The sequence below is a fragment of the Rhizorhabdus phycosphaerae genome (assembly GCF_011044255.1).
Taxonomy (GTDB): Bacteria; Pseudomonadota; Alphaproteobacteria; order Sphingomonadales; family Sphingomonadaceae; genus Rhizorhabdus; species Rhizorhabdus phycosphaerae.
Genome location: NZ_CP049107.1, coordinates 2,893,460 through 2,909,337, shown reverse-complemented (window position 1 = coordinate 2,909,337; position 15,878 = coordinate 2,893,460). Strand labels below are relative to the sequence as shown.

At 65.6% G+C, this 15,878-nt stretch carries 12 protein-coding genes; 8 read left to right on the top strand and 4 right to left on the bottom strand.

All coding sequences use genetic code 11. From position 1 onward, the window contains the following. Positions 1-5 precede the first annotated feature (5 nt). The 8 genes from G6P88_RS13535 to G6P88_RS13500 are packed head-to-tail and all read left to right on the top strand — an operon-like array spanning position 6 to position 10,229. Positions 6-1,163 carry a glycosyltransferase family 4 protein gene (locus tag G6P88_RS13535; RefSeq protein WP_165323636.1) on the top strand — a complete coding sequence of 386 codons (1,158 nt, stop codon included), beginning with the start codon at positions 6-8 and terminating at the stop codon, positions 1,161-1,163. Next, entirely contained in the window at positions 1,163-2,299 is a 1,137-nt protein-coding gene (locus tag G6P88_RS13530) for an N-acetyl sugar amidotransferase (RefSeq protein WP_206335774.1), read from the top strand. Before G6P88_RS13535 ends, G6P88_RS13530 begins: the two co-directional genes overlap by 1 nt. Further along, positions 2,296-2,904 carry an imidazole glycerol phosphate synthase subunit HisH gene (gene hisH, locus G6P88_RS13525; protein WP_165323635.1) on the top strand — a complete coding sequence of 203 codons (609 nt, stop codon included), beginning with the start codon at positions 2,296-2,298 and terminating at the stop codon, positions 2,902-2,904. Before G6P88_RS13530 ends, hisH begins: the two co-directional genes overlap by 4 nt. Further along, complete coding sequence (locus tag G6P88_RS13520) at positions 2,904-3,686, top strand: AglZ/HisF2 family acetamidino modification protein (protein ID WP_165323634.1); 783 nt, start codon at positions 2,904-2,906, stop codon at positions 3,684-3,686. Before hisH ends, G6P88_RS13520 begins: the two co-directional genes overlap by 1 nt. After that, positions 3,683-5,818 (top strand): bi-domain-containing oxidoreductase, encoded by a 2,136-nt coding sequence (locus G6P88_RS13515; protein ID WP_165323633.1) that lies wholly within the window; start codon positions 3,683-3,685, stop codon positions 5,816-5,818. The genes G6P88_RS13520 and G6P88_RS13515 overlap by 4 nt, the downstream gene beginning before the upstream one ends. Before the next feature lie 43 nt (positions 5,819-5,861). Beyond that, on the top strand, positions 5,862-7,277 hold the full coding sequence (locus tag G6P88_RS13510; protein ID WP_165323632.1) for an MBL fold metallo-hydrolase: 1,416 nt from the start codon (positions 5,862-5,864) through the stop codon (positions 7,275-7,277). A gap of 19 nt (positions 7,278-7,296) precedes the next feature. Further along, positions 7,297-8,976, top strand: a complete 1,680-nt coding sequence (locus tag G6P88_RS13505; RefSeq protein WP_165323631.1) for a heparinase II/III family protein — start codon at positions 7,297-7,299, stop codon at positions 8,974-8,976. A 17-nt stretch (positions 8,977-8,993) separates the two neighbouring features. Then, positions 8,994-10,229 carry a glycosyltransferase family 4 protein gene (locus G6P88_RS13500; RefSeq protein ID WP_206335771.1) on the top strand — a complete coding sequence of 412 codons (1,236 nt, stop codon included), beginning with the start codon at positions 8,994-8,996 and terminating at the stop codon, positions 10,227-10,229. A 3-nt stretch (positions 10,230-10,232) separates the two neighbouring features. Here the strand turns inward: G6P88_RS13500 and G6P88_RS13495 are convergent, their stop codons facing one another. The 4 genes from G6P88_RS13495 to G6P88_RS13480 are packed head-to-tail and all read right to left on the bottom strand — an operon-like array spanning position 10,233 to position 15,849. Beyond that, the gene (locus G6P88_RS13495) at positions 10,233-11,456 is read right to left on the bottom strand and encodes a hypothetical protein (RefSeq protein ID WP_165323630.1); all 1,224 of its coding nucleotides are present in this window, start codon (positions 11,454-11,456) and stop codon (positions 10,233-10,235) included. After that, entirely contained in the window at positions 11,453-13,663 is a 2,211-nt protein-coding gene (locus G6P88_RS13490; RefSeq protein WP_165323629.1) for a GumC family protein, read from the bottom strand. The genes G6P88_RS13495 and G6P88_RS13490 overlap by 4 nt, the downstream gene beginning before the upstream one ends. A gap of 34 nt (positions 13,664-13,697) precedes the next feature. Beyond that, the gene (locus G6P88_RS13485; protein WP_226946563.1) at positions 13,698-14,408 is read right to left on the bottom strand and encodes a polysaccharide biosynthesis/export family protein; all 711 of its coding nucleotides are present in this window, start codon (positions 14,406-14,408) and stop codon (positions 13,698-13,700) included. 4 nt (positions 14,409-14,412) lie between these two features. After that, positions 14,413-15,849 (bottom strand): O-antigen ligase family protein, encoded by a 1,437-nt coding sequence (locus G6P88_RS13480; RefSeq protein WP_165323627.1) that lies wholly within the window; start codon positions 15,847-15,849, stop codon positions 14,413-14,415. Positions 15,850-15,878 lie beyond the last annotated feature (29 nt).

Sequence of the window (15,878 nt, the reverse complement as noted above, 5' to 3'; positions counted from 1 at the left end):
ACCCGATGATTCACCGGCCTGTTATCGGCATCAATGCGTGCCGCGCCCGATCGGGCGGCGCCGTTGCCCACCTGATCGGGCTCGTCGAGCGCAGCGACCCCGAGCGGCATGGCTTTGCCGCCCTGCATCTCTGGGCGTTCGACGGCCTGCTGGCGCGCGTCCCCGACCGGCCGTGGCTGCACAAGCATTCCACCGGGCGCTGGCAGGCTTCCGTCCCGCTCGAACTGTTCTGGGAGCGCTTCCTGCTCCCCGCGGCCGCGAAGCGGGCCGGGATCGACCTGCTCTTCAACGTCGATGCCGGATCGGTCTGCCCCTTCCGCCCCAGCGTCACGATGAGTCAGGACATGTTGCCCTTCGAGCCCGGCGAGATGGAGCGCTACGCCGCGGGCAAGGCACGACTGCGGCTGCAGGCCCTGCGCCACGTTCACATGGCAGCGCTACGCCATGCTGATGGCGCGATTTTTCTTACGCGCTATGCGGCCGAGCGCATCGGCCAGGCCACCGGGCCGCTGCCCCATGTCGCCATCGTGCCGCACGGTATCGACCAGCGCTTCCTGGACATGCCCCGGCGTGCCGCGCCGGCCGCCGCGAAGGCGCTGCGCGACTGCATCTACATCTCGAACGCAGCGCCCTATAAGCATCAGTGGCACGTCGTTGAAGCGATCGGCCAGCTTCGGGCGCAGGGTATTCCGTTACGGCTGAGGCTGGTCGGGGGCGGCTCTGGCCCCGCCATGGATCGGATGATGGCTGCCGTAGAGCGGCATGATTCGGCGCGAGACTTCGTCACCCTCGAACCTTTCGTGCCGCATGCGGAGATTCCCGACTTGCTGGCGCGGGCCGATATCTTTCTGTTCGCGTCGAGCTGTGAAAGCATGCCGGTGACGCTCCTCGAGGGGATGGCGGCGGGCCTGCCCATCGCCTGTTCGGAGAGAGGACCCATGCCAGACATCTTGCAGGATGCGGGCGCCTACTTTAACCCGGAACTGCCGGAGAGCATTGCTGACGCAGTTGGGGCGTTAGCGTGTAACCCGGTGGAATCAAACGCCTATGCCGATCGTGCCAAAGCTATCGCACAGTCCTTTTCGTGGCAGCGCTGCGCCGACCAGACCTTTGATTTCCTCTTGTCGACACTCAAGCGATCGCATGGGGAGCGAGCTGCTTAATGATGCGGGAATATCAGGTCTGCACGCGCTGCGTGATGGACACTACCGACGCTGCGATCAGCTTCGACGCAGAGGGCGTCTGCGACCATTGCCGGACCTTCGACAGCCAGATTCTGCCTGACTGGCAGCCAAGCGAGACGCATAGCGCCCAGCTCGAAGCATCGATCGAGGCGATCCGCAAAGCCGGCCGTGGCCGCGACTTCGACTGCATCATCGGCATGAGCGGGGGCATAGACAGCTCCTACCTCACCTATCTCGCCAAGGAGCGGTTCGGGCTGAGGCCGCTGGTGTTTCACGTCGATGCCGGGTGGAACAGCCAGATCGCGGTGAACAATATCGAGCGGCTCATCGACGGCCTCGGCCTCGACCTTTACACCGAGGTCATCGACTGGGAGGAAATGAAGGACCTCCAAAGGGCCTTCTTCAAGTCGGGCGTGCCGCATATCGACACGCCGCAGGACCACGCCTTCTTCGCCACCATGTATCGCTTTGCCGCGAAGCATGGGATCAGGCACATCCTGACCGGTGCGAACTATTCCACCGAATGCGTGCGCAACCCGATGGAATGGATGTACTACCAATCCGACAGCATCCAGCTGCGCGACATCCATCGCCGCTATGGCACGAGGCCGCTGCGTCGCTTCCCGGTGACGTCGATCCTGTGGCACAAATTGTGGCTGCCCTATGTTCGTGGCATCAAGGTCGTCCGCCCGCTCAACGAGATTCCGTACGTCCAGAAGGAAGCCAAGACGCTCCTCATGGAGCGCTTCGGCTGGCAACCCTATCCGCAGAAGCATTTCGAATCGCGCTTCACCCGCTTCTACGAAAGCTACTGGCTGCCCGAACGCTTCGGCTATGATGTCCGCAAGGTGCAATATTCCAGCCTGATCCTGACCGGCCAGATGACGCGCGAGGAGGCGGTCGAGCGGCTGAAGGCGCCGAGCTACGACAAGGCGACGATCGCTACCGAGATCGAGTTCGTCGCCAGCAAGCTCGACATCAGCGTCGACGAACTGAATGGCTACATGGCCCTGCCCAAACGCAGCTTCCGCGATTTTCGCTCGCAACAGCATATTTACAAGATGGGCGCACGGGCGATGCGGCTTCTCGGTATGGAGCGCGGCGGCAAGAGATGATCGGGCTCGTCGACTACGGGCTCGGCAATCTGGAAGCCTTTGCGAGCATTTTCCGCAGGCTGGGGGTCGAGGCGCGCCGACTGACCGAACCGGCGGAACTGGCTATGGCCGACCGTCTGATCCTGCCCGGCGTCGGGGCATTTGACTGGGCCATGGCCCGCCTCCAGCAATCCGGCCTCCGCGATGCGCTCGACGAGGCGGTCCTGGGGCGCAGCGTGCCCGTGCTGGGCGTTTGCGTGGGCATGCAGATGATGCTGGAGCGGAGCGAGGAGGGGGAGCTTTCCGGGCTGGGCTGGATTGCCGGCCATGTCGCACGGCTCGACCCGGGCGCAGGCCTGCCGCTCCCGCATATGGGCTGGAACGATATCCGCGCGGGCGACGACCCGCTCTTCGCAAAGCTCGATGCCCCGCGATTCTACTTCCTGCACTCCTACGGCACCGTCCCGGCCGCCGCCGAGGCGGCGATAGCAGAGGCCGACTATGGAGCCCGCTTCTGCTGCGCGGTCCGGCGCGACCATATTGCGGGCGTGCAGTTCCATCCCGAAAAGAGCCATCATTGGGGCGTCAGGCTGCTGGCCAATTTCGCCGGGGTCGAGCACCCCTGATGCTGCGTCCCAGGATCATCGCCTGCCTGCTGCTGAGCGAGGGCGGCCTCGTAAAGACGCGGCGCTTCGCCGATCCCAAATATGTCGGCGACCCGATCAACGCGGTGCGCATCTTCAACGAGAAGGAGGTGGACGAACTGATCCTTCTCGACATCGATGCGACGCGGCAGGGGCGGTCGCCCGACCATGCACTTATCGCCCGCATCGCCAATGAATGCCGGATGCCACTCTGCTATGGCGGCGGCATCGCCAGCGAGGACGAGGTCGACCGCATCGTCTCGCTGGGGGTCGAGAAGGTCTCGCTGAGCGCGGCCGCACTGGCCGATCCCTCGCTGGTTGACCGCAGCGCCCGCCGCGTCGGGACGCAGAGCATCGTCGTCACGCTCGACCTGCGCAAAGCCGGCCTTCTGGGCGGCCTGACGGTGGTCACGCACAACGGCACGCGCAAGACCGGACGACGACCGCTCGACCTCGCCGTCGAGATGCAGTCGCGCGGCGCCGGCGAGATCGTTATCAACATGGTCGATCGCGATGGCGAAATGGGCGGCTATGATCTGGACTTCGTCGCCCGCCTGCGCGAGGCGGTGACGATACCCGTCACAATGCTGGGTGGCGCCGGATCGCTCGACGACATATCGGCACTCATTCGACAGGAAAGGATCGTCGGGGCGGCCGCAGGCAGCCTCTTCGTATTCAAGGGGAAGTATCGCGCCGTGCTGATCAACTATCCAAATCGGCAAGAGAAGGACGCGCTGCTGTCCCGTGCGAGCCTGACCGCGTGAAGCAGATCCTCCAGAATCTGGGCAGCGGTGTGACGAGCCTGACCGACGTTCCCGCGCCGCGTGCGGGGCGGGGCCAGCTGTTGATCCGGACGAGCCGGTCGCTGATCTCGGCCGGCACCGAGCGGATGCTCGTCGACTTCGGCAAGGCCGGCTGGATCGACAAGGCACGCCAGCAGCCTGACAAGGTCAGGCAGGTGCTCGAAAAGATGCGGACCGACGGCGTCGTCGCGACGGTCGACGCGGTCCGCAGCAAGCTCGATCAGCCCATCGCGCTCGGCTATTGCAATGTCGGGCGGGTGATGGACGTAGGCGTCGGTGTCGACGGCTTCACCGCCGGCGACCGGGTGGCGAGCAACGGCAACCATGCCGAGGTCGTCGCAATCCCCCGCAATCTGTGCGCGCGCATCCCCGATGCGGTGAGCGACGAGGCGGCGGCTTTCACCGTGATCGGCGCGATCGGCCTGCAGGGCATCAGGTTGGCCGACCCGAAACTCGGCGAATGTGTCGCCGTGTTCGGTCTGGGCCTCATCGGCTTGCTCACGGTGCAGATGCTGCGCGCGCAGGGTTGCCGGGTCCTGGGCATCGACATTGATCCGGCGCGGCTGGACCTGGCTCGGACGTTCGGTGCGGAGGTGATCAACCCCGCGGCGGGCGAGGATGTGCTCGGCCGCGCAGCCGAATTCTCGCGCGGTGCGGGCGTGGACGCGGTGCTCATCACCGCCGCCAGCAAGAGCAACGACATCGTCGCCCAGGCCGCCCAGATGTCGCGAAAGCGCGGCCGGATCGTGCTGATCGGCGTCGTCGGCCTCAATCTGTCGCGTGCCGACTTTTACGAGAAGGAACTTAGCTTCCAGGTCAGCTGCTCTTATGGCCCCGGCCGCTACGACCCCCGTTATGAGGCGGGCGGCCAGGATTATCCGATCGGATTCGTCCGCTGGACCGAGCAGCGCAATTTCGAGGCGGTCCTCGACCTCATGGCCTCGGGCGCCATCGACGTCGCGCCGCTGATCTCCCATCGCTTCGATCTGGCTGACACCGAACAAGCCTTCGCCTTGCTCACCTCGGACGAGCCCTCGCTCGGCATCATGCTGCGCTATGCAGAGGATGCCGAAGCGGATGCGCGCGTCGCGCTGCGCAGCGTCCCCGTGACCAAGGCTCTGAGCTCAGACGTCACCGAAAATCCTGGCGTCGCCTTTCTGGGGGCCGGCAACTATGCCGGGCGCGTCCTCATGCCGGCGTTCAGGGCCGGCGGCGCGCGCATGCGGACCGCGGTCAGCGGCGGAGGCTTCAGCGCGGTCCATTTCGCGCGCAAGCATGGCTTCGATCAGGCGAGCACCGATCAGGATGCGGTATTGTCCGACCCCGGGGTCGATGCCGTGGTCATCGCGACGCGGCACGACGTCCACGCCCGGCAGGTCCTGGCCGCGCTGCGCGCCGGCAAGCATGTCTTCTGCGAAAAGCCGCTCTGCCTGTCGCTCGAAGAACTGGCGGAGATCGAAGACGAGGCCAGCACACGCCCCGGGCAGGCCCTGATGGTCGGTTTCAATCGCCGCTTTGCCCCGCTGATCGTCAAGGCGGAGGCGCTGCTCCGCCCGATCTCGGCCCCCAAGGCCATGATCATGACGGTCAATGCCGGCGCGATCCCCGCCGACCATTGGACGCAGGATCCCGCGATCGGGGGCGGCCGGATCATCGGCGAGGCCTGCCACTTCATCGATCTTCTTCGCTTCTTCGCACGGGCGCCGATCGAAACGGTGCGGGCGATGCCGCTCGGGCGGCCGGAGCAGCGGTCCGCCTGCCCGGACAGTGCGACCATCCAGCTCGGCTTCGCCGACGGGTCCACCGGGACGATCCACTATCTGGCCAATGGCGACCGGCGCTTCCCTAAGGAACGGCTCGAACTGTTCGCGGGCGGGAAAATCCTGCGGCTCGACAATTTCCGCCTGCTCGAAGGCTGGGGCTTCGGCGGCTTCGGCCGGAAGCGAAGCTGGAAACAGGACAAGGGCCAGCAGGCCTGCGCACGGGCCTTTCTCGACGCGATCAGGGGCGGAGGCGCGTCTCCCATACCCCTGGCCGACATCGTCGAGGTGAGCCGCGCGAGCATCGAAGCCGCCGCGCTGCTGAGGGAATGAGCGCCGGGAACGCCATGACCTGCACAGGCGGAAGGAACGCGCGGTGAGGTTCCGTATCCTCGGCCATGCCAGTCTCGAAGTGGAAACTGGCGGCGTCAACTTGGTGTGCGATCCGTGGCTTGCGGGCAGTGCCTATTGGCGATCCTGGTGGAATTTTCCGCCGCCGCCCGAAGGCCTGCTCGACGGTCTGGCACCCGACTTCATCTATCTGTCGCATCTCCACTGGGACCATTTCCACGGCCCCACGCTCCGTCGCCTCGGCCTCGATCGTACGATCCTCGTCCCCCGCACCCCCGATCGGCGGATCATCGACGATCTCCGCAAGATGGGATGCCGCAACGTGCGCGAGCTGGACCATGGCGTCGGCGTCGATCTCGGCGGTCTGCGGGTGACCAGCTACCAGATCGGCCCCTTCACCGATTCCGCACTGGTGATCGAGGCCGATGGCGTCGTTATCTTGAACGCCAATGATGCCAAATTCATGGGAGGACCGCTCCGGCAGATCCTGCGCCGCCATCCCCGCATCGACTTCGCCCTGCGCAGCCACAGCTCGGCCAATTCGCGGCTCTGCTATCGTTTCACCGACGCGCCTGACGCGAGTTTCGACGATCTCTCGGCCTATTCACGCGAGTTCGCGCGCTTCTGCGCCGCCGTCCGACCGCGATACGCCATCCCCTTCGCCAGCAACCACTGCTTCCTCCACGAAGAAACCTACGCGTTCAACGACACCGTCAACTTCAGCGCGAACGTGGCCGCCTATTTCGCGGCACGGGGGATCACCGATCCCCTGTGCGTGCCGATGAGCCCGGGCGACCGGTGGGACGACGAGCAGGGTTTCCAGCTGGCGCCGGTCGTGGACGACCTGCCGGCGGCCATCGAGCGCTATCGCGCGGCCAAGCTGGACACGCTCGAACGGCAGAAGACCAAGGAAGAGGCGACCGGCCTGGCCGTTCGGCACGTCATCCGCCATCTCCAGGCGATCGTCGACGGCACTCCGGGATTGCTGCGCCGGCGCTTCCGCGACAAGCCCATCCTGATCGTCGGTCGCAGCGCGAAGGGCGATCGGGCGGTTGCCGTCGACCTCGCTGCGGCGACCGTGACCGAAGTCCCGATCGACGAGATCGAACGCTGGCCGATCCGCATCCATAGCAGCGCGCTGATCATCAACGACTGCTGCGCGACGCGCAACTGGAACAGCCTGGGCATCTCCAAGCGCGTCCGCTTCGTGTGCCAGCGCCGCGACGCATCGATCCTGCGCCTGTTCAACTATGTGCTGAACGCGCATGAATATGAGCTGCTGCCGATCCGCCGCATCCTCGACCGGCGCTTTATCGGCGTCTGGATGCGCCGCTGGCGAGAGATTCCGCTCTACCTCCACATCCTCGCCAATTTCGCGCTGCGCCGGGGTTTCGACATGGGACGGCACCTGCCCCGTGCGGCCACGTCTGCCCTGAACTGACCGGACGGACGCTCGGCGCATGAAGGCATTTGCAGCGCGGTTAGCCCAGGAACTCGCCTTTGCGCGCCATGTCCCGCCGGGCCGCATAGTCCGTCGCCTGATCCTCACCGCCAAAAGACATTGGAGCGACATCCGGCCGCCGCGCTTCGCGGGGAGCGCACCACAGCGTGCGGACCGGCTGCCGCAGCCAGTGATGCCCCTGCGCACCGGCATGATCGACCGGTCAGGCCCGGACCTCGGGCTGTATTTTCTGGGGCATGTCGAGCCGGTAGGAACGCCGATCTTCTGGTCAGCCCGCGACACCGGGGTCGCGGCTCAGCTCTGGCGGATGCATCTCCATTATATGGAGTTTCTGGAGGAGGCGACCGCCGAAGAGGGGCTCGACTGGATCCTGCACTGGATCGAGGACAACCGCCCCGATCGCCCCGGCTTCTGGCGCGACGTCTGGTTTCCCTACACCATCTCGCTGCGCGTGGTGGTCTGGATGCAGTTCGTCGCGCGCCATGCCGATGCTGTTCCGCCGGACGCCGAGGCGCGCATCGCCGCCAGCCTGGCCGAGCAGCTGCGCTATCTCGCCCATTATGTCGAGACCGATATCGGCGGCAATCATCTGATCAAAAATGCCAAGGCGCTGCTTTGGGCATCGGCCTATTTCAGCGGACCGGAGGCCGAGCGGTGGCGGCGGCTGGGCACGGCGACGCTCCTGCGCGAAATACCGGTGCAGATATTGCCGGACGGCATGCATTTCGAACGCTCGGCCTCCTACCATGCCCAGGTCTTCGCCGACCTGATCGAGGTGCGCAGCCTCGCTCGCGGAGACGCGCTGGCCGCGCTGCTCGACCACCACCTGCCGCGCATGGCGCAGGCGCTGGTCGATCTCGCCCATCCCGACGGGCTGCCGGCGCATTTCAACGATTCGGGCCTGACCATGGCCTATGGCGTGGAGGCGTGCCTCGACGCCTATGCCGGCATCGGCGGTGCGCGACCCGCGCCGCTTGCGAGGTTCGCCTATCCCGATGCCGGCTATTTCGGCGCGCGCACCGACCTGGTCTATATGGTCGCCGATTGCGGCCCGATCGGACCGGACGAGTTGCCGGCGCATGGCCATGGCGACGTTCTCAGCTTCGAGCTGTCGCTCGGCGGCGAGCGATTGTTCGTCGATCAGGGGGTGTTCGAATATACGGCGGGGCCGCGCCGCCAGGCGAGCCGGTCCTGTGCCAACCACAATACGCTGTCGCTGACCGGCACCGATCAGGCCGAGTTCTTCGGCCGCTTCCGCGTGGGCCGTCGGCCGCGCGTGGAGTGCGCCGAGTGGCAGGTCGAGGGTGAAGGCTTTTCCCTTGCCGGCTCGCATGATGGGTTCGCCCATCTGCCGGGCCGGCCGAAGCATCAACGCCGCTTCCGGCTGGCATCCAACGGACTAGACATCCTCGACCGGATCGAGGGCGGAGCAGCCCATGACGGCAGCATCGCCTTCCTGCTGCACCCCGCCACGAGGATCGAGCCGCTGTCCGACACCCGTTGGCGCCTGAAGAGAGGCGCACAGGAGGCGGTGCTTTCCTGCGACCTGCCGCTGGTCGCCGAGCCGGCAGCATGGTGGCCGGACCTGGGGGTCGAGGAGACGACGCAGCGCCTGGTCGTCCGGGCCTCGGCCGTGCAGCTCGCGCACGGCGTCCACAGCCATATCGGCTGGTCCTGACCAGCGACGGAGCACCGATGATGCGCCTTCTCTTCCTCACCGACAATTTCCCGCCCGAGGTGAACGCCCCGGCGAGCCGCACCTTCGAACATTGCCGCGAATGGGTGCGCGAGGGGCATTCGGTGGTGGTGATCACCTGCGCGCCTAATTTTCCGAAGGGCAAGCTGTTCGCGGGCTATCGCAACCGGCTCTGGCAGCGAGAGACGATGGACGGGATCGAGGTGATCCGCGTCTGGACCTTCATCAGCGCCAATGAAGGCTTCGCCCTGCGCATCCTCGATTATCTGAGCTTCATGGTCAGCGCCTTCGTCGCGTCGCTGTTCGTGCGCAAGGTCGACCTGATCGTCGGCACCTCGCCGCAGTTCTTTACGGCCTGCGCGGCGCGAATGGCGGGTTTCGTCAAGCGGCGTCCCTGGGTGTTCGAACTGCGCGACATCTGGCCCGAGTCGATCCGCGCCGTCGCCGCCATCCGGCAAGACCGGCTGCTCGACCTGCTCGAGAAGCTCGAACTGCATCTCTATCGGAAGGCCGCTGCGGTCGTGTCGGTGACCCATGCCTTCAAGGACAATCTCATCCGGCGCGGCATCGATGGAGAGAAGATTCACGTCGTCACCAACGGTGTCGATACCGCGCGTTTCCGCCCCCTTCCCAAGGATGAAGAGCTCGTCGAGACGCTCGGTCTCCGCAGCTGCTTCGTCGCCGGCTATATCGGCACCCATGGCCTGGCCCATGGGCTGGATACGCTCGTCGATGCCGCCGGGCTGCTCGCCGGCCGCGACGACACCCGCCACATCCGCATTCTGATGCTCGGCGATGGCGCCGAACGCGCCCGGCTGAAGTCCGTCGCCGAGGCGCGCGGCCTGACCAACATCCTGTTCCTGGAGAGCGTGCCCAAGGACGAGGTGGTCCGCTACTGGTCGCTGCTCGACACCTCGATCGTGCATCTCAAGCGAGAGGATCTGTTCAAGACGGTGATCCCGTCCAAGATCTTCGAATGCATGGGCATGGGTATCCCCATTCTGCACGGCGTCGAGGGCGAATCCGCAGAAATTGTGAGCAAGGAGGGGGTCGGCATCGCGTTCGAGCCCGAAAATGCCCAGGCGCTTGCCGATGCGCTCCAGGCCCTTTCCGGCGATGCAGAGTTGCGGAACCGGCTGTCGCTGGCAGGTCCACCCGCCGCCGCGCGCTATAGCCGGCGGACGCTGGCGCTCGACATGCTCGCGCTGCTGACCCGGCTGGCGCCGAAGCGCTGACGCTCAGAGGCGGTCGATCCGCCAGTCCGACAAGGTCAACTCACCCTCGCCATCGATAGCTTTGCCCGTCGCGACGATCTCGACGCGCTGGGCTGGACAGTCGGCAGGAACGGCAAAGGGCAGATTCACCGGCCCGGACGTCGTTCCTATCACAGCCGGCCCGACGATCAGGTCCGTCGTCGAAGATCCGATGCACCGAAGCGCCACCTCGGCCGTCGCCGGCGCGCGCCCATCGGGAACCTCGCCACGCAGGTTGAGCGCATAGCGTCCGGGAGCCAGCAGCAGAATCCGGTCGGAAACCGGCACGCGGCGATCGGCTTCGGCCCGCACGATGATCGCATTGCCATCGCCAGCCAGGGCGCTCCCTTCCGCCCCATCCTTGAAGCGCCATCCGAACGGACCGGCGCGGCTGTCGAGGCTGGCGGGGCCGACCGCCCCGTTGGTCGTAAAGCCGGCAGGAAGCCTGACGGCCTTGCGCAGATAGCGCGCAGCCAGCGGGAAATCCCGACGCGCCGCCAGCCCGGTCAGCACATAGGCATCGGTATCTGCGTAGCGGGGCGTATCGGGCAGCCCACCCGCTGCCAGGATCATGAGCGCGGTATTGGAGACCGCATCGGGGCCCGCCGCGGCGCTGCGCAGAAAGGCCGGCATCCACGGACGGTCCGACCGAATATAGGGCACCAGCGCGCCGCGCACGCCTTCGTCGAACAGGCCGTCAACCAGCGCCGGGGACAAAAGCTCGGCGGCGCCCGCGCTGGTGGTCAAGGCTTCGTCGAAGCTTCGCGCCAGCCCGGCGGCATCGCCCTGGTCGAGGCTGCGGTTGATCAGCAGCCACGACGTGCCGAGTTCGCGTCGCGACAGACGGTGGGCGAGGTCGAGCAATCTGTCGGATGACGCCTGTCGGCCGGCCATGACCTCTGCCACCGCGAGCTGGCGCAAGGCGACGGGGGTCAGCGGTTCGGAGCGCAAAGCGGTTCGAGCGATCGTCGCCATCACGGGAATGTCGGTCGCTGTCGGATCCACGAGCGCGCGACGCCGATCCTCCGCCGTGGTGAGCGCCATCGCATCGTCGGGGCGCAAGCGCAGCGTCCGCTCCGGCTCCGAGAAGCGCGAGAAATTGGCGAGGGAATCGGCTCCTGCCGCCATGCCGAGGGCCAGGCTCAGCACCATGGCGGCGATCTTCCAGGGCCCCGGTCGACCGGAGCACTCGGCGATCAGCCTCGTCACGCCGCCTTGTTGGCGACGGCGTCGCCATAGCCATAGCCGTAACCATAGCCGTAGCCATAGCCATAGCCATAAGCGAGCTCGCTGGCCTTGAGCTTGGTGAGCACCGTGCCGAAGATGTGGGTGTTGACCATGCGCAGGCGGCTGATGGCGGCGCGGATGCCGCGCACGGCGGCGCCTTCCGCCTGAATTACCAGCACGGCGCCTTCGACGGCGCGGCCGAGCAGCGGTGCGTCGCTGAGGCCGAGGATCGGCGGGGCATCGATCACCACGTGGTCGTACATGCCCTGCAGCTCGATCACGAGCTGGCGGATGCGATCGCTGCTGAGCAGCTCAGCAGCGCTCGGCGGCTTCGGGCCCGAGGTGAGGACCGAGACGCCCTTATGCTTGGTCTCGCGCACGAGCGACGCGATATTGTCCTCGCCCGCCAGCAGGTTGGACAGGCCGGCGCTGTTGTCGATGCCGACGAGATGATGGACATCGGGCGACCGCATGTCGCCGTCGACGAGCAACACGCGCTTGCCCGTCCGCCCGATGATCCGCGCCAGCGCATAGGACGAAGTCGACTTGCCTTCTGCCGGCCGCGTGCTCGTGACGATGAAGGATCGCGGCACGCCATGGTCGGTCGTGAAGGCCAGATTAGACCTGATCGTGAAATAGGCTTCGGATACGTAGGACTTGGGATCGTCGATCCCTTCCGCAACATTGCCTTCGCTGAGCGGCACGTGGCCGAGCATCGGGAGATGGAACATCTGCTGGATCTGGCCGGGGTGGCTGACACCCTCATCGATCTGCTCGAGCCCGAGCGTCGCCAGCATGGCGAGACCGAGACCGATGGCCAGCGCGATCGCCATGTTCTTCGGTAGACTGGGCGCCGACGGTCCGCCGGGAACGAGCGCGTCGTCGACGATCACGATGTTGCTCACGCCGACCATGCCGGCGATGCCGATTTCCTTGTAGCGTTGGAGGAGCGCGTCATAGAGTTGGCGGTTCGTGTCGGCTTCGCGCTGGTAGATATTATACTGGATCGCGTCATGCTGCTGCTGGTCGAGGCGCGACTTGAGGCCCGCCACCTGCGCCTTCAGCTCGCTCTCGCGCTTGACCGCCTCGCGATAGGTCTGGACGCGGCTGTTCACCACCCGCGCGGTTTCGCGGGCAATGGCGTCGTCGAGCGACTGGATCTGCTTCATCAGCGCCTGGGCGGTCGGATAGCCCGGCTCGAACCGCGCGATGAGCTTCGCGTATTCGGAGGCCGTATCCGCGCGACGCTGCCGCAGCTGGGCGATCGTGGCATTGCCCAGCACGTCGGCGCTTTCGGCGGAACCACTGGCCTGGGCGCGGCTCTCGGCAGCGATCCGGTCGGCCGTCGCGGCATTGAGGGCGGTGTTCAGGGCCTCGAGGTCGGTCGCCACCATCGTGCGCTGCATCTGGGTCTTGCCATCCGAATCCCGCGAAGAGCTCAGCGTTACGATGTCGTTCTTCGTGGCATAGGTGACGACGTCGCGTTCGGACTGTTCGAGGCGGGCGCGAAGATTGGCCAGCCTGCCTTCGAGGAAGCTGCGTGCGTCGGCGGTAGACGCCAGCTGACGGTCCATGCTCGCGGCGATGAACTGACGCGTCCACGCATTGGCCACCTCGGCCGACACCTTGGGCGACCGCGAGGTGTAAGAGATGTTGACCAGCCGCGACCGCCGAACCGGTTGTACCGCGATGTTGCCGAGCAGCAGATTGGCCGCCAGGCCTTCGCGCGCCTCGCGCTGGGCGGGGGTAAGGTTGGCGCGTCCGTTCAGGCCGTGACGCTCGGGATCGAGCTTGACGCCATGCGCCGCGAAGAAATCGTCGCGACGCGCCAGCCCCATCGACTTCGCAACGCGCTCGCCCAGCGACCGGGCGCGCAGCAAGGCATATTGCGTCTCGTAGAATTCGAGGTCGCGATCCGCATTATCCGAATCGAGACCCTGAACCTTGGTCACCTTCTTCTGCTCGCGGCTGATCTCGATCTGCGCCTTGGCCGTGTAGCGGGACGGGGTCAGCAGCGTGACGATCAGCCCTGTAGCGAGGGCGGCGGCGATGATCGCGAGGATCAGCCATTTCCACCGCAGCGCGGTGTGCCAATATTGCTTCAGGATCGGCGGCAGCGCGTAGCTGTCGCTGAAGCCCTGGGAAGATCCCGCCGGGTCCAGACCCTGAACGTCCGCAGCATTACTCATCGGAAGCACTCACAATAAACGGCCGGGCGCGCGATCATCGGTTCAGGCGATCGACGGCGAAGATGAGGGGGGTCGACAGTGCCGGAAGCACCTGCAGGAAGTCCTTGAAGACGCGGCGCGCCTGCGACTCGCCGACGACGACGACGTCGTTGGCGAAGACTTCCGGATCGGCATAGGCACCGAGCCGGATCGACTTGAGGTTGTAGAGCGCGGCATATTGCTCGCCCTTGACGGTGCGGAAGATGACGACCTCGTTGAGCTTCGCGAACTCATCCGTTCCCCCGGACAATGCGATCGCGCGCAACAGCGTCATCCGGCCGACGACCGGAAACAGGCCCGGCTTCTTGACCTGGCCTTCGACCGTCACGACCTGGCTGACCGTCTCCTCGAGATTGACCGAGACCTGAGGGTTGCGGACATAGCTGGCCGCCAGCTTGGTCTCGATCAGGCGCTCGATCTCACCCGGCGTACTGCCGGCGATCGTGAGCGCTCCGATCAGCGGAAAGGAGATGCGCCCGCTGGCGTCTACCTGCACCTTGCGATCTGACAGTTCGGCAATACCGAATACGTCGATGCGCAGCTTGTCGAACGGGCCAACGATATAGGGACGATCGACCGCAAAGGTCTCCCCGCGATCGGGAATCGGCAGTTCCTGAGCATCGAGTACCTCGATATTGGGCGCGCCGCCGAGCTTCGGCGTACTGGCGCAGGCGGTAAGGCCCAGCGCGATAGCAAGTAAAGTCAAGCAATTACGCATTACTTCCGCGACCCTCTTTTGGAGTGCTCGTCTTAGGATCGGACGCTGTTCCGTCAAATGAATTATCATGCCCCCCGGCGCCGTCAGCCCCGTAAAGCCACAGCAGCATGACGCATAGAAGACAAGCGAGTGCAGGCGTTCGCAGCGGATAATCTCCCAGGCTTGCAAGCCCGAGAATAGCAATCACGCAGAGCGCAGCCCCCTTCGTCACCGAGCGCGTCCCCTCCCTTGCCCCGGAGCGCCACCATGTCACACATTGACGCACATAGGCCCCTACGGCAACCACAAGCAGCAGCATCGCTGGGGCTCCGCCGGTGAGAAGCAGTTCGAGCGGATCATTATGCGCCCGCAGGAAGGTCGTCCAGTCGAGCAAGGCATAGGGTTCGTGCAGACGATAAACCTCGGCGAAGGAACCGATCCCGGAGCCCGCCGGAAAATAGTCCTTCGCCATAGTGAAAATCGGACCCCATGCGCGATAGCGGATCTCGCCGCTACCGGCACTTCCGAGAAGGCGGTCAACCGATTCCGCACGTCCCGTGCCGATCACCAGCCCCACGAGGATGAGGATCGCCGCCGCAGGAACTGTCCAGGTCATGACTCCGCGACCGGTCGGTGTCTTTCTCGAAATCGTATCGAGCATGACCGCCCCAGCAAGCCCCACGACCATGGCGAGCAGCCCGGCCCGGGATCCGGTCACCAGAATCAGGGCGACGAGAAGAGCGCCGCAGGCAAGCGCGAGACCAAGGCTCACCCTGCGATCCCAACGCGGAAAGGTCGTCGGCGAAGCGAACAGCGCGAGCAGCGGGAACATGCAGGCGAGGAAGACCGCCTGATGATTCCGGTTCGCAAACAGGCCTACGGCCGCGCCATTGCTGGTCACGCGATAAAGATAGAGCGGGCTGTCCTCGCCACCACCCAGTTGCAACAGCGCGACAACGGCGCTGATGATCGCGAGCAGCAACAGTGGGACAACCAACGCGCGGCGCTCCGCAAGAGATAGGCGGGCGCCCACGAGCAGCACTGCGAGTGGTGGAAGCAGGCTGAAGAATGCGTTCCACGCGCCGACTGGAACGAGGGCCAGCGGTCGCCAGATCCTGCCGAGCCCCGCGGCCTCGTCGATGGCGACAATCGTTTCCCGACCCGGAAGCTGCGACCAGATGCTCCAGGGGAGGGGAACGAGATGGGACAGGATCAGCAGGGCCATTGCCCCCAGGAAGAGAAGAGGCGCCCGCAGGGCACGCAGCTGGCGGGTCGTCACGCCCCAGATCGCAAAGGCAATCAGGACGGCCGACGCGGGGCGAAGGATCGCGAGAGACTGAATATCGTAGCGGGATCCGCCACCCGTTGCGAAGGCAAGGAACAGAAAGGCGGTCAGCGCCCAGAAGCAGCCCGATAGGCGGTGTGGCACAGCACGACGGGCGATCCTCATGCTTTCCCCTTATCTGCGTCGCAGCATTG